The 17,656-nt window shown below is 66.4% G+C and carries 16 protein-coding genes; 6 read left to right on the forward strand and 10 right to left on the reverse strand.

Features of this window, described 5'->3' with window-relative positions; genetic code table 11:
- Nucleotides 1-35 precede the first annotated feature (35 nt).
- On the reverse strand, nucleotides 36-683 hold the full coding sequence (locus DSM104443_RS20220) for a tetratricopeptide repeat protein (protein WP_171095552.1): 648 nt from the start codon (nucleotides 681-683) through the stop codon (nucleotides 36-38).
- A 30-nt stretch (nucleotides 684-713) separates the two neighbouring features.
- Between DSM104443_RS20220 and DSM104443_RS20225 the strand changes: the two genes are divergently transcribed.
- Complete coding sequence (locus tag DSM104443_RS20225; RefSeq protein WP_171095554.1) at nucleotides 714-1,778, forward strand: potassium channel family protein; 1,065 nt, start codon at nucleotides 714-716, stop codon at nucleotides 1,776-1,778.
- Between the two features lie 17 nt (nucleotides 1,779-1,795).
- Here DSM104443_RS20225 and DSM104443_RS20230 read toward each other — a convergent pair whose 3' ends face one another.
- Nucleotides 1,796-2,419 carry a glutathione S-transferase family protein gene (locus tag DSM104443_RS20230; protein WP_171095556.1) on the reverse strand — a complete coding sequence of 208 codons (624 nt, stop codon included), beginning with the start codon at nucleotides 2,417-2,419 and terminating at the stop codon, nucleotides 1,796-1,798.
- A gap of 45 nt (nucleotides 2,420-2,464) precedes the next feature.
- Nucleotides 2,465-3,346 carry a pirin family protein gene (locus DSM104443_RS20235; protein WP_171095558.1) on the reverse strand — a complete coding sequence of 294 codons (882 nt, stop codon included), beginning with the start codon at nucleotides 3,344-3,346 and terminating at the stop codon, nucleotides 2,465-2,467.
- A 163-nt stretch (nucleotides 3,347-3,509) separates the two neighbouring features.
- On the opposite strand from DSM104443_RS20235, the gene DSM104443_RS20240 reads away from it, so the two are divergent.
- Genes DSM104443_RS20240 through DSM104443_RS20250 form a run of 3 tightly spaced genes read left to right on the forward strand, consistent with a single transcriptional unit; the run spans nucleotide 3,510 to nucleotide 9,581 of the window.
- The gene (locus DSM104443_RS20240) at nucleotides 3,510-3,779 is read left to right on the forward strand and encodes an HPr family phosphocarrier protein (protein ID WP_171095560.1); all 270 of its coding nucleotides are present in this window, start codon (nucleotides 3,510-3,512) and stop codon (nucleotides 3,777-3,779) included.
- A 38-nt stretch (nucleotides 3,780-3,817) separates the two neighbouring features.
- Entirely contained in the window at nucleotides 3,818-7,204 is a 3,387-nt protein-coding gene (locus tag DSM104443_RS22095; protein WP_171095563.1) for a S41 family peptidase, read from the forward strand.
- A 31-nt stretch (nucleotides 7,205-7,235) separates the two neighbouring features.
- On the forward strand, nucleotides 7,236-9,581 hold the full coding sequence (locus DSM104443_RS20250) for a PAS domain-containing hybrid sensor histidine kinase/response regulator (protein ID WP_171095565.1): 2,346 nt from the start codon (nucleotides 7,236-7,238) through the stop codon (nucleotides 9,579-9,581).
- Here DSM104443_RS20250 and DSM104443_RS20255 read toward each other — a convergent pair.
- The gene (locus DSM104443_RS20255; protein ID WP_171095567.1) at nucleotides 9,550-10,026 is read right to left on the reverse strand and encodes a thioredoxin family protein; all 477 of its coding nucleotides are present in this window, start codon (nucleotides 10,024-10,026) and stop codon (nucleotides 9,550-9,552) included. The two genes, DSM104443_RS20250 and DSM104443_RS20255, sit on opposite strands and share 32 nt — an antisense overlap.
- The gene (locus DSM104443_RS20260; RefSeq protein WP_212756820.1) at nucleotides 10,023-10,493 is read right to left on the reverse strand and encodes a hypothetical protein; all 471 of its coding nucleotides are present in this window, start codon (nucleotides 10,491-10,493) and stop codon (nucleotides 10,023-10,025) included. The genes DSM104443_RS20255 and DSM104443_RS20260 overlap by 4 nt, the downstream gene beginning before the upstream one ends.
- Nucleotides 10,494-10,634: 141 nt before the next feature.
- Here DSM104443_RS20260 and DSM104443_RS20265 point away from each other — a divergent pair, with 141 nt between their 5' ends.
- Nucleotides 10,635-11,699, forward strand: coding sequence for a hypothetical protein (locus DSM104443_RS20265; protein WP_171095571.1), 1,065 nt, complete (start codon nucleotides 10,635-10,637; stop codon nucleotides 11,697-11,699).
- 99 nt (nucleotides 11,700-11,798) lie between these two features.
- Nucleotides 11,799-12,983: a lytic murein transglycosylase gene (locus DSM104443_RS20270; RefSeq protein WP_171095573.1), complete on the forward strand. Its 1,185-nt coding sequence runs from the start codon at nucleotides 11,799-11,801 to the stop codon at nucleotides 12,981-12,983.
- A gap of 61 nt (nucleotides 12,984-13,044) precedes the next feature.
- Here the strand turns inward: DSM104443_RS20270 and DSM104443_RS20275 are convergent, their stop codons facing one another.
- The 5 genes from DSM104443_RS20275 to DSM104443_RS20295 all read right to left on the reverse strand — a co-directional run bounded on the left by DSM104443_RS20275 (nucleotide 13,045) and on the right by DSM104443_RS20295 (nucleotide 17,504).
- Entirely contained in the window at nucleotides 13,045-13,860 is an 816-nt protein-coding gene (locus DSM104443_RS20275; RefSeq protein ID WP_171095575.1) for a caspase family protein, read from the reverse strand.
- Between the two features lie 101 nt (nucleotides 13,861-13,961).
- Complete coding sequence (locus DSM104443_RS20280; protein WP_171096662.1) at nucleotides 13,962-15,098, reverse strand: BaiN/RdsA family NAD(P)/FAD-dependent oxidoreductase; 1,137 nt, start codon at nucleotides 15,096-15,098, stop codon at nucleotides 13,962-13,964.
- A gap of 53 nt (nucleotides 15,099-15,151) precedes the next feature.
- The gene (locus DSM104443_RS20285; protein WP_171095577.1) at nucleotides 15,152-15,904 is read right to left on the reverse strand and encodes a hypothetical protein; all 753 of its coding nucleotides are present in this window, start codon (nucleotides 15,902-15,904) and stop codon (nucleotides 15,152-15,154) included.
- Nucleotides 15,901-16,929, reverse strand: a complete 1,029-nt coding sequence (locus DSM104443_RS20290; protein ID WP_171095579.1) for an aldo/keto reductase — start codon at nucleotides 16,927-16,929, stop codon at nucleotides 15,901-15,903. Before DSM104443_RS20290 ends, DSM104443_RS20285 begins: the two co-directional genes overlap by 4 nt.
- 68 nt (nucleotides 16,930-16,997) lie before the next feature.
- Entirely contained in the window at nucleotides 16,998-17,504 is a 507-nt protein-coding gene (locus DSM104443_RS20295; protein ID WP_171095581.1) for a hemerythrin domain-containing protein, read from the reverse strand.
- Nucleotides 17,505-17,656: the final 152 nt, after the last annotated feature.

The following is a 17,656-nucleotide window of genomic DNA, read 5'->3' on the forward strand; positions in this document are numbered from 1 at the left end:
GACCCTAATTGGGGTCTGACCCCATTTTTGCGGGTCTAGACGACCTGCTCGCTCTTTCCGATCTGGCGCTCCAGGGCCTCGACGGAGTTCTTCAGTCCCTCGAGGTTCGGGTTGATCGCGAGCGCACGGCGGCCATAGCGGATCGCGCGCTCGTACTCCTCCATCTCCAGGTAGATCTGGAAATATCCCGATAGCGCACCGAAGTGATAGGGGTTTCGCTTCATCACCTCATCGCAATCGGCGAGTGACTTCTCGTACTCCTCCATGAGGAAGTACACGGTGGCGCGCTTGTTCCAGGCCTCGGCAAAGGCGGGCTTCATCTTGATGATGCGCGTGAAGGTCTCGACAGCACCCTCGCCATCGCCGGCCGACATCTGGGCCATGCCCTTCGCGTAGAGCGCGTCAACCTTCGCATCGCCCGAGCGTGCCCAGATCTTCCACAGCGCTTCCTCGGCGTGGGTGCGGGCCTGCTCGTCGGGGTCGCGGAGCTCGTCCACGAGCGCCTTCGCATCCGCCATCACGCCCACGTCGCCGAGGCGGGCGATGGCCTCGCGGCGCTTGCCGGCGTCCGAATCGGCCAGCCGTTTCAGCGCCTGCGGGCGGGTCATCTGCGGTTCGGCGGCGAGCGCCGGCGCGAGGGCCGTGATCGCCGCCACCAGGAAGGAAGCGAGGGCGGTCTTCATGGCCTTCACTCTACGCTTACAATCCGGACCATGCGACGCGCCCAGGCTTCCCAGTACATGCGCCTCCTCTACGTGCGCGAGGTGTCCACGGGACGGCGCCTTGCGGGACGCGTGGCGCTGATCGTCATCGGGATTGTCGCGGCCGTCGTCGTGTTCTGGCTCGAGCGGCACAACCTCCACGACGCGAACGGCAAGGGGCCGCTCGGCTTCGCCGACGTCCTCTACTTCACGATGGTGACGATCACCACGGTCGGCTACGGCGACATCGTTCCCGTCGGCGACCAGGCGCGGCTCGTGGACGCGCTGGTGATCACGCCGATCCGCATCTTCATCTGGCTCATGTTCATCGGGACGGCGTATGAATTCTTCTGGCAACGCTTCGTGGAGGACCGCCGCATGAGGAAGATCCAGGAAAGCCTCGGCGATCACGTCATCGTCTGCGGTTACGGGTACGCAGGGAGCAGCGCGGCGAAAGCGCTCGCATCGCCCGAGGGCGGATCGCATCGCGTCGTGGTGATCGACATGGATCCCGAGCGTCTCGAGGAAGCCGCGGAGGCCGGGCATGTCGGCCTGCGGGGCGATTGCACGCGCGACATCGTCCAGCAGCAGGCGGGGATCGCGAAGGCGAAGGCGATCCTCTTCTGCATCCGCAGCGACGAGATCGTGGCGCTCGCGACGCTCACCGCGCGCAACCTCAACACCGGCATCCGCATCCTCGCGCAGGTGAAGGACGAGGAGAACCTGCGGCTGGTGCAGCGCGCCGGGGCGCAGGAAGTGATCGCGCCTTCGCGGCTTGCGGGCTTCCTGATGGCCGATGCCGTCAACTCGCGCTACACGACGCGCTTCATCTCCGACCTGCTCGCGGGGCACGCGGGCTTCCTGCGCATCGTCGAACGCAAGGTGCTGCCGGCAGAGATCGGCAAGTGCTGGGGCGAGATTCCCGCGATGCTCGTCGTGGCGATCGAGCGTGGAGGGCAGGTGATCGGCTTCTGGGATTCGCCGACGCTACGCTTCGAGGCGGACGACCTGCTCTTCGCGATCCACGCGAACCCGGACAAGCCGGGCATGCGAGTGGAAACCGCCCCGCCACTCTAAAAAGTAGCTGACCCTATTTACTTCCCGCGTCCCGCCAGCGACATCGCTTTCACGTAGGCGGGCCGCGCCTCGATGCGCTTCACATACGCGACGATGTTCGGATACGCGGAGATGTCGTAGTCGAGGTAGTGGCGCATCGTGGTGAACGGGAACAGCATCATCACGTCCGCCGCGGTGAAGGCGTCTCCCGCGAACCACGTGCGCGATGCGAGCTCGGCGTCCACGAACGCGAGCATTCCCTTCAGCCGCCCATCGATGCGCTGCTTCACGGGACTTTCCTTCGCCTCCGGAATGCGGCTCACGAACAGCGCGACCATCGAGAGCGTCATCAGGCTGCCCTCGGCGAAGTGCATCCAATAAATGTAATCGCGGTACGACGCGTCCTCCGGCTTGGGGGCAAGACGGCCGCCGCCGTGGCGCTGCACGAGGTATTCGACGATCGCGCCGGATTCCGCGAGCTTCACGTCTCCGTCCTCGATCACCGGCGCCTTGCCGAGCGGATGGAGCTCCTTGTATTCCGGCGGCGCAGCACCCGTCTTCTCGCGCTGGTGGCGCACGAGCTTGTACGGCAGGCCGAGCTCCTCGGCGAGCCACACGATGCGTTCGGAGCGGGAATCGTTGAGGTGATGGATGGTGATCATGAAATGAGGGTCAGACCCTTTTTTCGAGGGAAATAGGGTCTGACCCTATTTGTTGGGGAGGGGGATCCATTCGGTGTCATCACCCGGAATCGTACCCATGGCCATGGTCGACCAGTCCTTCTTTGCCTGATCGATGCGGTCCTGGCTGGAGGAGACGAAATTCCACCACATGTGGCGCGGGCCATCGAGGGGCGCGCCACCGATGACGACGAAGCGGGCCTTCTTGTTGGAGGCCAATACGACGTCGCTGCCGGGCTCGAGCACCGTGAGCCTTTCGAGCGGAACGGGCTGGTCGTCCGCTTCCAGCCCGGCATCGAAGGCGTAGATCGCCCGCTCCGCGATACCGCCGCCGAAATCCGCGGGCAGCGTGAAGCGCCCACCCTTCGTGGAGATGTCGAGGTACTGCGTGGGCGCGAAGGTCTTCACCGGCGAGCGGAGCCCATCGAACGTGCCGACGAGAACGCGCACCGTGGTGACGCCGTCCTTCCACACCGGGATCGACGCGGCTTCCGCATGCTGGAACGAAGGCTCGGCTTCCTCCGCACTTTTCGGCAACCCGACCCAAAGCTGCAACCCGTGCGTGCGACGATCCTTGTCTCGGAGGTCCGGTGGCGTGCGCTCCGAGTGCACGATGCCGCGGCCGGCGGTCATCCAGTTCACCGCGCCCGGCTCGATGCGCTGCACCGAACCCAGGCTGTCGCGATGCAGTTGCGCGCCCTCGAGCATGTACGTGACCGTCGCGAGGCCGATGTGCGGGTGCGGCCGGACGTCGTGGTTGTCGCCCGGCTTCGCATCGACGGGGCCGAAGTGGTCGAAGAACACGAATGGCCCCACGGAGCGCGCGGGCAACGAGGGCAGCGAGCGGCGCACGGTGAAGCCCGGCGAGAGCTCCGTGTGTCGGGGATCGATGACATGTCGAATCGGCATGCTGTCACTCTACAACAACGATGTGTTGCCTCATGGCCACAGCGAAACCTCGATGAAGGAACATCGAGCACCCATTTACACTTGAATGTGGATTCGCGGGAACCAACTTGCAAACGATCGGCCCCAAAGGTTCGCATTCGCAATCCAGCAGGAGGACCACCCCATGCAACAAAATGAGATCGTCATCAAGAATCGCTACGGCCTGCACGCGCGTGCCGCCGCCCGCCTCACCATCCTCGCAACGCAGTTCACCTCAACCGTCGTGTTAGTCGCCAATGGGAGACGCGCGAATGCGAGAAGCCTCGTGGCCGTGATGATCCTCGCCGCCGGCATGGGCTCGCGCATCTACATCGAGACCGCGGGGCCCGACGAGATCGAGGCGATGACGGCCGTCACGCGCCTGATCGACGGCGGCTTCGGGGAGAAGAGCTAGCCGGTACAATCCGGCGGGTCCGTCCAAAGGGGCCCGCCGTGCGCACACTCGCAGTCGTCCTTGCCGTCCTCGCGGCAACACCCTCGCTCGCCGCCTATTTCCGCCAGCCCGCCATAAACGGTGACACGGTCGTCTTCGTCGCCGAAGGCGACCTGTGGCGCACCACCCTCGCCGGCGGCGACGCACAACGCCTCACCTCCCATCCGGGCACCGAATCCACGCCGGCCATCTCGCCCGATGGCCGCTGGGTCGCGTTCAGCGCCTCCTATGAAGGGCCGACCGAGGCGTACGTGATGCCCATCGGCGGAGGCTTGCCGAAGCGGCTCACCTGGTACGGCGACCGCGCCGATGTCGTCGGCTGGAATGGCAACGGCGAGGTGCTCGTCACCACGCGATACCTGCATGGCCTGCGCAAGCTTCGCCTGGCCGCGGTCTCGATCGACAAGGCGACGGTCCGACCCATCGCGCTGGAGGAAGGCGGCGCCGCGACCACGCTCGCCGACGGCACGCTCGTCTTCACGCAGGGCGACCGCAAGGGCGACAACGTCCGCAATTATCGCGGCGGCGCCACGACCACATTGTGGAAATTCCGTGAAGGCGCGGAAGCCACGGCCCTCACGCGCCCCGATGCCAACAGCAGCAATCCCCAGGCGTGGCGCGATCGCATCGTGTTCCTCTCCGACCGCAATGGCGGCGTGATGAACCTGTGGTCGATGAATGCGAGCGGCGGGGACCTTCGCCAGCACACGCGGCACACGGATTTCGAGGTGCGCGCGTATTCGGTGTCGGGCGATCGCGCGGTGTACCAGCAGGGCGCGGACCTTCACGTGCTCGAGCTCGCGGCCGGCGGCGATCGGCTGCTGGCACCGCGCCTGCTCTCGGACTTCGACCAGCAGCGCGAGCGCTGGGTGCGCCCGATGGAACGCTTCGCGACCGTCGCGCTGTCCTCCAACGGCGACCGCATCGCGATCGTCGCGCGCGGCGCCGTGGCCACGGCGGGCATCGGAGCGCTTCGCCGCGTGGACATCGACCTGCCCCCGGGTGCGCGCGCCCGCAGCGCGGAGATCATGCCCGATGGCAAATCGGTGCTCGTCATCGCGGACGCGTCGGGCGAGACCGAGCTGTGGCTCTTTCCCGCGGATGGCAGCGGCCCGGGCAAGCAGCTCACGAAGAATGCCGACGGCACGCGCCTCGATGCGACGCCGTCCCCCGACGGCAAGTGGATCGCGCACCACGATCGCCGCCAGCGCCTGTGGCTGCTCGAGGTGAGCTCGGGTCGCGATCGCCTCGTGGACGAGCGCAAGGATCAATCCGGGCAATCGTTCGCCAACCTCGCGTGGGCGCCGGACAGCAGCGCCTTCGCGGCGGAGCGCGCCATCGGCCGTGCGGGAATTACCCAGGTCGTGATCTATCGCACGAGCGACTTGAAGGCCTTTCCGGTCGCGTCGACGCGCTACCCGAGCACGCGCCCGTCCTTCTCGCCCGACGGCAAATGGTTCTGGTTCATCGGCAACCGCAACTTCGAGGCGCTCGCGAGCGGCCCCTGGGGTGACCGCAACATGGGTCCCTATTTCGACAAACGCTCGCGCGTCTATGCGATCGCGCTCCAGCCCGGCAACCGCTTCCCGTTCCAGCCGCGCGATGAGCTGGAGGCGCTGAAGCCCGAGCCGGAGAAGGCCGATCCGACGAAGCCCGCGCCCGTGCGCGTCGAGCCGCCGAAGACGGAGCCCTCGAAAGCCGAGCCCGCGAAGGGTCTCGCCGAAGGCCAGGACCCCGCACCCCCGACGCCCGGCCCCGTGCCGCCCGCGACACCCGGCGCCGCGCCCGCGAAGGGCTCCCCGGGCGAGCCGCCACGCCCCGTGACGCCGCCGAAGGTCCCGGCCATCGCGTGGGATGGCCTCGAGAAGCGCGTCTACGAAGTGCCGCTGCCCGCGGGCAACTACACCGGCCTCGCGAGCGACGGCAAGCGCCTCTGGTATCTCGAGGCCGACACGACGCCCGAAGCGAAGGCGACGCTGAAGTCCGTGCCCATCGACAACACCGGCGCGTCGCCCGAGGTGTGGTCCGCGGACGTGCGGCAGTTCGTGATCTCCACCGATGCGAAGAAGCTCTTCGTGCGCAAATGGGCCGCGGGCGGACAGGCGGGCGACATGTACATCGTCGATCCCACGCCGCGCCCGCCGACGGAGCTGCCCAAGTTCCAGGTGCGGCTCGCCGACTGGCAGTTCTCCGTGCTGCCGCGCGAGGAATGGAACGGCATGTTCGCCGACGCATGGCGCATGCACCGCGACTGGTTCTACGACTCGAAGCTGAAGGGCGTGGACTGGAAGGCGATGCGCGCGAAGTACGGAGCGCTGCTCCCGCGCGTCACTGACCGCGAGGAGCTCGCCGACCTGCTGTCGCAGATGATGGCCGAGCTCTCGCTGTTGCACTCGCAGTCGCGCGGCGGCGACCTGCGCCGTGGCACCGATGCGATCAATCCCGCGTCGCTCGGAGCGACCTATGAAAAGGCCGCCGACGGAACGGTGCGCATCGCGAAGCTCTATCGCGCCGATCCCGACCTGCTGAACGACCTGCCGCCGCTTTCGAGGACGGAGGTTTCCGCGAAGGAAGGCGACATCCTCGTCGCGATCGACGGCCGCCCGGTGCGCGAGGTTTCCGACGTGCACGCGATGCTTCGCGACCGCGCGGGCAAGCAGGTGCTGGTGGAGCTGCGCACGCCGGGCAGCGCGCCACGGAAAACCATCGCGACCCCGGTGCCGTTCGCGCGCGAGTCCGAGATGAAGCGGCGCGACTACGAATGGCGCGTGCGCGACAAGGTGGAAGCCGAATCGAAGGGCCGCTTCGGTTACCTGTATCTCCGCGCGATGGGACCGAACGACCTCGCCTCGTTCGCGCGCGAGTACTACCCGAGCATCGACCGCGAGGGCCTCATCATCGACGTGCGCGGCAACGGCGGCGGCAACATCGATTCGATCCTGATCGAGAAGCTCATGCGCCGCGTGTGGGCGTGGTGGCGCACGCCGAGCGGCGGCACCTTCTCCAACATGCAGGCCGCGTTCCGCGGGCACGTCGTGGTGCTGATCGACGAGGGCACGTACTCCGACGGCGAGACCTTCGCCGAGGGGATCAAGCGCCTCGGCATCGGCACCGTGATCGGCAAGCGCACGGCCGGCGCCGGCGTGTGGCTCACCGATTCGAATGGCCTGATCGACGGAGGCGGCGTGCGCGCCGCGGAGTTCGGGCAATTCACGCCCGACGGCGCGTGGATCATCGAAGGCACCGGCGTCACGCCCGATATCGAAGTCGACAACCCGCCGAACGCGACGTACCGCGGCGAAGATGCGCAGCTTGCAGCCGCGATCCGCGTGCTCGAGCAGAAATTGAAGGAGAAGCCCTACCCGGCTCCCGTCATTCCCCGCTAGCGGGACGCGGGGGAATCCGTAAGATGGGGCCATGCAAACGGCCCTGGACTTCGAGCGCATCTTCGCCCATTTACCGGGGCTGATCGCCGTCCTCGCCCCCGATGCAAGATTTACCATCCTGGCGGCCAGCGACGCTTACCTCGCGGGGACACGCCGCACCCGGGAATCCCTCGTCGGCCGCGGCATCTTCGAGGCCTTCCAGGCTGCGGGGGCGCCGCAACTGGCCACGATGGAGACACTGCGCACATCGCTCGCCAGCGTGCTGTCCACGCGTGGTCCCGACCGCATGCCCATCCAGCGCTACGACCTGCCCCTGCCCACCGGCGGCACCGACGAGCACTACTGGTCGGTGGAGAACACGCCCGTGCTGTCCGAATCGGGGGAGATCGCCTGGATCCTCCATCGCACGGAGGACGTAACGGAACACGCGAAGGCCGCGCGTGCGCACCAGGACGCGAAGGCGCTCCGCGCGACCGAGATCCTGGAGAGCATCCCCGAAGGCTTCTTCGCGCTCGACCATGACTGGCGATTCACCTACGTAAACCGCGGTGCCGAGCTGATCCTCGGCCAGTCGCGGGGAGAGCTTGAGGGCACCGTGCTGTGGGAGTCGTTCCCCGGCCTGAACGGCAGCATCTTCGAGCCGGTGTACCGCCAGGCGATGGAGCAGCGCGTGCCGCAGCAGATCACCAACTTCTATCCCGACCACCAGCGCTGGTACGAGGTGCACGTCTACCCGGTCTCCCTCGGCGTGGCGATCTACTTCCGCAACATCAACGACCGGATGGAGAGCGAGTCGGAGCGCGAACGCATGTCGGTCGAGGCCGCACGCCAGAAACTGGTGTACGAGACGGCGCTCTCGAACACGCCCGATCTCGTGTTCGTCTTCGACCTCGAGCACCGCTTCATGTACGCGAACCAGGCGCTGCTCCGCATGTGGGGCAAGAACCGGGAGGAATCGCTCGGCAGGACCTGCCTCGAGCTGGGCTACCCGCCCTGGCAGGCCGAGATGCACGATCGCGAGATCGACCAGGTCGTCGCCACGCGCCAGCCGATTCGCGGCGAGGTGCCCTTCACCGGCACGGATGGCCGCAGGGTCTACGACTACATCTTCGCGCCGGTCTTCGGGCCGCTGGGCGACGTCGTTGCCGTGGCGGGCACCGCACGCGACACGACCGAGCGCCAGCAGATCGAGCAGGCGATGCGCCTCCAGGCCGAGCAGCTGCGCGAAGCGGATCAGGCGAAGGACGAATTCCTCGCCACGCTCTCGCACGAGCTTCGCAACCCGCTCGCACCGCTACGCAACTCGGTCGCGATCATGCGGATGACCGGAGGCGACGACGACAAGCTCTCCCCGGTGCGCGAGATGATGGAGCGGCAAGTGAACCACCTCGTGCGGCTCGTGGACGACCTGCTCGAGGTCTCGCGCATCAGCCGCGGCACCTTCACGCTGCGCCGCGAGCGCGTGGACCTGAAGACAATCGTGCGCAACGCCGTCGAGTCGAGCCAGCCGCTGATGCAGGCCGCCAGGCACGTGCTGACGGTTTCGCTGCCGGAAGAATCGCTGTGGGTCGATGGCGATCCCGTGCGCCTCGCGCAGATCCTCACCAACCTCCTCGACAACGCGGCCAAGTACACGGACGACGGTGGACGGATCGCACTCGAGCTGCGGCGTGGCGAAGGCCCCGAGGCCCTGGTCACGATCGCCGACAACGGCAGCGGCATCGCGCCCGAAGCGCTGCCCCGAATGTTCAACATGTTCAGCCGCGGCGATCGCACCAGCGGGCGCGGCCAGGGCGGGCTGGGCATCGGCCTCGCGCTTGCGCGGCGTCTCTCGGAGATGCACGAGGGCAAGCTCGAGGCGCGCAGCGAGGGCGTGGGCAAGGGCAGCGAGTTCACCTTGCGCCTGCCGCTCATCCAGACCGAAGCCGCCGCCGCGTCGAGCGTGCAGGCCAACCCGTCCGCCGTGCAGCGCCGCCGCATCCTCGTGGTGGACGACAACCGCGATGCCGGCGACAGCCTCGCGATGATCCTCGACGCAATGGGTTCGGAAGTGCGCATCGCCCGGGACGGCCCCGAAGCCATCGCGGCATTCCGGGCCTACGAGCCGTCGCTGGTGTTCCTCGACATCGGCATGCCGCGCATGGACGGCTACGAGGTCGCGCGCACGTTGCGCTCGCTGTTCCCGAAGCACGACGCGACGATCGTGGCACTCACCGGCTGGGGGCAGGACAAGGACCGCGCGCTCGCACGCGACGCAGGCTTCGACTTCCACCTGGTGAAGCCCGCGGAGATCGATGCGTTGAAGGCGTTGCTGGAATCGCTGGACCGGAAGACGAAGGAACCGCTCAGCGCGCCCACTGCTGCAGGAATTCGTTGACGGACTTCGGGTCCAGCTTCCTCATGGACTCGAACTCGCCGTTCCTCTGCGCGTAGACCACCTTGCCGTCGGCTTCCAGCACGGCCAGCGCGGGCACGCCCTTCTTCAGCGGGATGGCGTAGCGCTCGGCAACCTCGAAGTTGTCGGTGATGCCCTTGTCGCCGACGTTCACGTGCACCAGCACGTAGTGCTTCTGCAGGAACTCGGCGTTCTCCGGCTTCTTGAGATTGATATCGAGGACCTTGCAGTCGGCGCACCAGTTGCCGCCGAAATCCACGATCACGCGCTTCTTCGTTGCCGCGGCCTGCTTGAGCGCGGCGTCCACGTCCGCCTTGCCGCGCGAGACGTCGGGATAGAGCGGCTCAGCCGCGATGGTGGCTAACGGCAAGGTCAGCGCAAGGATGGCGGCGGCCCGTGCGAGGGCGAAGCGGCGGAAGGCGATCATGGGATGGGACGGAAACGCTTGAGGGAGAGGATTCCGATGGCGACGAAGACCACCAACGTGAGCCCCTGCGCGGCGAGGAAGGGCGGCTCATTCTGCTGCGGTGCAAGAGCCTTCAGCGCGGGCACCTTGAGGAAGAGCTGCACCACGAGCACGAACACGTTGAGATAAAGCGATGCGACCGCCGTGAACAGGAAGATGCCGCGCCACGCGCCGTTCATTTTCTTTGGATAGCGGGCGACGCACGCCATTGCGAGCAGGATGAGCGAGAGGATTCCCGTGATGTGCGAGGGGAGGATCTTCTCGGCGGGCAGGATGAAGCCCGTGGCCGAGGTGGCGATCGTGAGCGCGAGGAACCAGGCCGTGGCCTTGTCCATGCGGTCGTTCCTGAGGAGGCCCGCGGCCCAGTAAAGCCCGATGGCGATGGCCACCAGGCTGATCAAAACGTGGATGGCCAGGAGGGGATTCATGCGCTGCAGCATAACAAACCGGAAGTCACCTCGCTTGATATCGGAGCGTCCGTTTCAAGGGTTATTACGGCAAAGAGGCGACAACGCGGCGTGGGTGGCGGACCATACGCGTCTCGAATGAAGTTGGAAGGGAGTCCTCGCATGGCCACTCGAAAAATACTCATCCTGGGCGCCTCCTATGGCTCCCTGCTCGGCGTGAAGCTCGCCCTCGCCGGGCACAGCGTCAATCTCGTCTGCCTGCCCGCCGAGCAGGCGCTCATCAACGCCAAGGGCGCGGTGGTGCGCATGCCGGTGAAGGGGCGCGAGGGGCTGGTCGAGGTCAACTCGAAGAACCTGCCGGGCAAGCTCACGGCGAGCGGTCCGGAAGGGCTCGACCCGAAGGCGTTCGACATGGTGGTGCTCGCCATGCAGGAGCCGCAGTACGGGCAGCCTGCAGTGCGTGCGCTGCTCGATTTGGTCGGCAAGTCGAAGGTGCCGACGATGTCGATCATGAACATGCCGCCGCTGCCGTATCTCGCGCGCGTCCCCGGCGTGGATGCGTCGAAGTGCCGCGAGAGCTACACCGATCCTTCCGTGTGGGACAACGTCGATCCCCAGTTCCTCACGCTCTGCTCGCCCGATCCCCAGGCCTTCCGCCCGCCCGAGGAAGAGGTGAACGTGCTCCAGGTGCGGTTGCCCACCAACTTCAAGGCGGCTCGCTTTGCTTCCGATGCGGATACGAAGATGCTTCGCGAGATCGCGGACAGCGTCGAGGCCGCGCGCTTCGAGGTGAACGGCGAGAAGATCGAGCTGCCGGTGAAGTTGAAGGTGCACGACTCGGTGTTCGTCCCGCTCGCCAAGTGGGCGATGCTGATGGCGGGCAACTACCGCTGCGTGCTCGCCGACGGCGTGCGCCCGATCAAGGATGCGGTGCACGGCAACATCGAGGAGTCTCGCGCCCTCTACAACTACGTCGTCGATCTCTGCGTCTCGCTCGGCGCCGATCGCAACGACATGGTGCCGTTCGAGAAGTACGCGAATGCCGCGCAGTCGCTGGGGTCTCCTTCGTCTGCTGCTCGCGCGCTGGCTGCCGGCGCTCCCAACATCGAGCGCGTCGATCGCCTTGTGCAATGCGTCGGTGCCCAGCACGGCAAGAAGTCCGCGGCCATCGACCAGACCGTGGCCATTGTCGACTCCTGGCTCGTGAAAAATCGCCGAAAAGGCTGACGCAATAAAGGGGTCAGACTCCTTTATTTGCCACTTTTATTTGCCACTTTGCCATGGCGAATAAAGGAGTCTGACCCCTTTATTGCGATAATGGACGGAATGCGCGGCGTTCCGATCCTTCTCCTCCTTCCCGCCCTGGCACTGGCCCAGGCAGAGCCGCCCCTCCCCGCCGAATTCACCGCCTGCCTCGCGGAGCTGCGCACGCAGGCGCAGCGCGAAGGCATCACCAACGACCAGTTCGACGTGGCGATGAGCCGCATCGAGCCGGACCAGACGGTGATCGTCGCGATGGGCAACCAGCCGGAGTTCTCGACGCCCATCTGGCAGTACATGGCCGGGCTGGTCGACGACAAGCGCATCGCCGAGGGCCAGGCGCAGCTGAAGCAGTGGAACAAGACGCTCGAGCGCGCGGAGAAGGTGTACGGCGTCGACCGCTACACGGTGGTCGCGGTGTGGGGCGTGGAGTCCAACTACGGGAAGATCATGGGCAAGCGCCCGCTGGTGCGCTCGCTCGTCACGGCCTCCTGCTACGGCAAGCGGCAGGCGTACTTCCGCGGCGAGCTGGTGTCGGTGCTGAAGATCCTCGGCAGCGGCGACATCGAGGTCGATCTCCTCAAGGGCTCCTGGGCCGGCGCGTTCGGCCACACGCAATTCATGCCCTCGACGTTCCAGCGCCTGGCGGTGGATTTCGACGGCGACGGCCGGCGCGATGTCGTGAGCTCCGTGCCCGATGCGCTCGGCTCCACCGCGAACTACCTCAAGCAAGCCGGATGGCAGAGCGGCCAGCCGTGGGGCTACGAGGTTCGGATCCCGGCGAAGTACACGGGCCCTTCGGGCCGCCGCACGAAGATCCATCTCGACGATTGGGTGAAGCACGGCATCCAGCGCGTCGACGGCAAGCCGCTGCTGGGCGATGCGAAGGCGGCGCTGCTGCTGCCCGCGGGTGCTCGCGGCCCGGCATTCCTGGCGCTCCGCAACTACGACGCGATCTACTCGTACAACACCGCGGAATCGTATGCGCTCGCGATCGCGCACCTCTCCGACCGCTTGCGCGGCGGGAAGCCCTTCAGGAAATCGTGGCCCACGGATGACCCCGGGCTCTCGCGCTCGGAGCGCTTCGAGCTGCAGGAGCGTCTCGCGCTGCGCGGCTACGACGTCGGCGAGGCGGATGGATTGATCGGGCCGCGCACCATCGATGCCGTGAAGGCCTTCCAGGTTTCCGAGGGAGTGGCGCCCGATGGTTATGCAGGGCAACGAGTCCTGAAGGCCCTTCGCAAGCAATAAAGGGGTCAGACCACTTTATTCGGTGCCGTTGCGAATAAAGTGGTCTGACCCCTTTATTGCTCTACGGCGCGAAGACCTTTTGCATCTCGAAGGTGGCCACGTCTCCATAGGTTCGGAGCTGCGGCGTTTGCGAGCTGGGCATCTTCGCGACGAGGTGCATGAAGAAGCGCTGGTAGCCGCCCTGGAACGAGCCCTGGTTCCACAGGCGCAGGATCTGCCCCGTCATCACGCCGTTGGCCTTGCCTTCGAGCGCCGCCTGGTTTTCCTGGCAGGCGACCCACACGATGACGGACGGCCCGTTCTCGGTCGTCGCATCGGCGCGCGTCTTCTTCTGCAGGTCGTCGTAGAACTTCATGTTCTGCCGGTAGACCTTCTCGCGCACGGAGATCGGCATGAGGCGCGAGCGTTGTCCTGCGGGCGGCGGATCGGGCGTAGGCGTGACGTCGCGCACCACCGAGCCGCTGGGCGAGGAATCGACGATCACGAGGACTCGCACGCCGCGGCAGAACCGGCCCAGCTCCCAATGGAGCTCGTCGTCGATCAACTGCGCGTCGTGCACGCACCACGTCTCGTCCATGAGGTCGATCTCGTCGCCGCTCACGTCCATCACCTGGCTGCCGTAGCCGGAGAAAGTGAGCAGGAAGAAGTCGCCGGCCTTGAGCTGCTTGCCCGCCTCCTCGATCGCCTTCAGCACGCCGGAGCGCGTGGCCGCCTTGGTGTGCAGCACCTTGGCCTTGATGCCCATGCCCTTCGCGACCGCGGCCATGTCCACCGCGTCCTGCTCGGCGCATTTGAGCTCGCCCTTCCAGCCGGCGTAATGCTTCGGGTCGACGGAGTCGACACCTACATGCAAGGAGAGTGCTTTGGCTTTAGGCATGGACAAAGTGTAGAAGAAATTAGGGTCAGCTTCTTTTTAGTGCCCCGGCCACGCGGCCGGACTGGCGCTAAAAAGAAGCTGACCCTAATTTCTTCCGCTCTTCAGGCCGCTTCGCCGGCCGCATGGCCGGAAGCCCAGGCCCATTGGAAGTTGAAGCCGCCGAGGTGGCCGGTGACGTCGACGGCCTCGCCGATGAAGAAGAGGCCGGGGACAGTGCGGGCTTCCATCGTCTTGGACGAGAGGCCCTTCGTGTCCACGCCGCCCAGCGTGACCTCGGCCTTGTTGTAGCCGAGCGTGCCGCTGGGTTGCAGCTTCCAGTCGCCGAGCAGCGTGGCGAGCTCCTGCACCTTGCGCTCGGGAAGCTGCGTGATCGGAAGCGTCGCGTCGTGCTCGGTGCACCAGGCCTGGGCGAAGCGCGCGGGCCAGCGATGCGCGACGAGCGTGGCGAGGTTCAAGGGCGACTGCCGATGGGTGGCGAGGAACGCGCGTGCATCGGTGCCGGGCAACAGGTTCACGTGCAGGGGATCGCGCGACTCCTCCATCTGCCAGTACGACGAGGCCTGCAGCACCGCCGGGCCCGAGAGGCCGCGATGCGTGATCAACAGGGCCTCGCGAAACTTCCGGCCGCCGCACGTGATCTCGACATCGAGCGAGAGCCCCGAAAGCTCGCCGTAGATCTTCAGCCACGGCTCGTCCATCGCAAGCGGCACCAGCGCCGGCTTGGGAGGCACCACCGCGAGCCCGAACTGCTCCGCGAGCTTGTACGCAAACGGCGTGGCACCGATCTTCGGCACGGTGAGGCCCCCGGACGCGACGATCAGCGACGCCACGTGAACGGCGCCTTCCTCGGTGCCAATCTCGAATCCTTCATCCGTCTTCACGACGTCCGTCACGCCGCAGGGCCGCATCCACGTCACGGACCCGTCATCGCATTCCTTCTTCAACAACTCGATCACTTGTTTCGCCGAGTCGTCGCAGAAGAGCTGTCCCAGCGTCTTCTCGTGATATGCGATGCCGTGCTTCTCCACGAGCGCGATGAAATCACGTGGCGTGAAGCGCGCGAACGCCGAGCGGCAGAAGTCGGGATTGCGCGAGAGGAAGTCGCGGTGCGTCGCGTGCAGGTTGGTGAAGTTGCAGCGCCCGCCGCCGGAAATGCGGATCTTCTCGCCCAGCTCCTTGTAGTGGTCGATGAGGACCACGCTGCGGCCACGCTGCCCGGCGGTGGCCGCGGCCATCATCCCCGCGGCGCCGGCTCCGACGACCGCGACGTCGAAACGGGCCGGTCCAGCCACTAAGGCCGGACGTCCGGGTAGTACGTGGCGGTGCCGAGATTCACGACGAGCAAGCGCTCGCGCAGCGGGAAATCCCGAGCCAGGACGATGGCCGTATCCTGCCCGTCGGTGATCGCGATCGGCCCGGATTGCGTGACGACGTTCATCGTTCCGCTGTTCACCACGGTGACCGCGTACGTTCCGAAATGGATGGATTGCACCGGCGCCGCCCGGTACGTCACCCCGGTGAAGAGCGGCGTCGCTCCCGCGATCGGCGTGCCGGGTGCGAGCACATACACGTCGAAGCTCGAGTTGTCGCGATAGGCGTAGGCGGAGAACGTGACCCGCGCAGCATCCGCGGGCTGCCCCTTGATGGTCACGAACTGCTCGAGCGGGCTCGATCCCACGCCGGCGAACGCCGTCACGAGCCCGACCTCACCCGCCGCGACGTTCACGGATCCACTGATCGTGGAAGAGCCATCACCCTGGTTCGAACGTGCGGTGAAGGGCACCGGACCTGTCGCGACCGAGTGCGGGTCGGTGGTCGACTGCGGTGGCACCGTCGTGGTTTCACCGCCGCCCTCGAAGACGATCGGGTTGTTGGTGAAATTGACGAAGCGGATCTTCTGCCCCGCGGGAGGCGGCGGGGGCGGAGGCGGAGGTGGATTGACTGTCCCGCTGTCGCCGCCACTGCTTCCACCGCAAGCCGCGGCGAGCAGCAGCACCGACGCGCCGAGGAGCGCCGCACAAACCGCCCGCCGGAACGCGTTCACCGCGGGCTCCGCACCGGATTACCCGAGCGCGTCCGCCCGAAGAACGGATACATCGGGTCGGAGTAGCCGGGCGTGGAGGGATGGCCGGGGGCGACGAGCCCATCGACCAGCGCCTCGTCCTCAGGCGCCCACTTCACGTTGAGCGCTCCGAGATATTCCTCCCACTGTTCCAGCGTGCGCGGGCCGGCCAGCACGGAGGTGACGATGTCGCTCGCGAGCACCCACGCCGTGGCGAACTGCCCGGGCGTGACGCCTTTCTTCTTCGCATGCGCCGCCATCTTCTCCGCGTACTTCATCGACTCCTCGCGAAACTCGGTCTGGGCGATGCGCTTGTCGCCGCGGCCGGCACGGGAATCCTCGGGGGGCTTGGCACCCGCCTTGTACTTGCCGGTCAGCACGCCGCGAGCGAGCGGGCTGTAGGGGACCACCCCCATCCCGTAATAGGCGCACGCGGGCAGGACCTCGACCTCCGGCATGCGGTTCATCGCGTTGTAGTACGGCTGCAGGGCGATCGGCCGCGGCATGCCGAGCGCGTCGCAGAGGCGCATGACCTCGGCGATGCGCCAGGCGCGGTAGTTGGAGAGCGCCCAGTAGCGGACCTTCCCGGCGCGGATGAAGCCGTCCATGGCGCGCAACGTCTCCTCCAGCGGCGTGGAGGTGTCATCCTTATGCAAGTAGTAGAGGTCGATGTAGTCGGTGTGCAGCCGATCGAGACTCGCATCCAGCGCGCGGACCATGTGGGCCTTCGACAGGCCGCGATCGTTGGGACCATCGCCCATGATGTTGGCGACCTTCGTCGCAAGCACCCAGTGCGCGCGGTGCGGGCGGATGAACTCGCCGACGACGCGCTCCGAATCGCCCCTGGCGTACACGTTCGCGGTGTCGATGAAATTCACGCCGGCGGTGCGCGCCGAGCTCACGATGCGGGCCGCCTCGTTCGGATCCGTGCGGTCACCGAACATCATCGTGCCCAGGCAGATGGGCGAGACCTTGAGGCCGCTCTCGCCCAGCGATCGATAATCCATGTTTCCTCTCCCGAAAAAGCGAAAAGCCCCGCCGAGGCGGGGCTTCCCGGGTGAAGAAACATTCTAGCCTAGGGCGAGACCTGCTTCGCCAGCTCCGACTTGCGGAACGCGAGGCGCATGCCCAGCTCCTGCAGGTCGAGGTCGGTCTTGCGCAGCTTCGGGAACATCTCCTCGTGCTCTTCCTTCACGTGGTGCTTGATGTACTCGGAGAGCACCGTGACCTTGGCATCGAAGTAGTCGTCGTCGGGCTGCATCGCGTCCAGCTCGGCGATGAGCTGCTTGGCGCCGTTGTGCTCGACCTGGGCTTCGTCGAGAAGGTCGTCCTGCTTGGGCAGGTAGGCGCGCGCGGCCGGATAGAGGATCTCTTCCTCGATCTGGGTGTGCACCTTCAGCTCGCCGCAGATCTTGCGGGCGAGCTTCAGCTTCTGGACCTTGGCGCGGTCGCCCAGCTTCTCGTACTGCGCGAACATGTCGGAAACCTTCTTGTGATCGGCCTTCAGCAGGGCGATCGCGTCGGGCGCCGTGGCGGACTTGCGGGGTGCGGCGGCGGTGCGGGAATGGGTTTGGGTTCTCATGGGATCTCTCCTGAACAAAGTAGACCCAAAAATAGGCTACGGGCCGTTCGGTGGCTGTAGGCGTACACGCCATCGCGGTGTCGGAGCGTCCATTTTTCACGCCCACGCCACCCACTTTTCACGGTACGGCCCCGGCCGCCCTGCCTACACTC

Origin of the sequence: Usitatibacter rugosus, from assembly GCF_013003965.1 — a bacterium.
GTDB classification, from domain to species: Bacteria; Pseudomonadota; Gammaproteobacteria; order Burkholderiales; family Usitatibacteraceae; genus Usitatibacter; species Usitatibacter rugosus.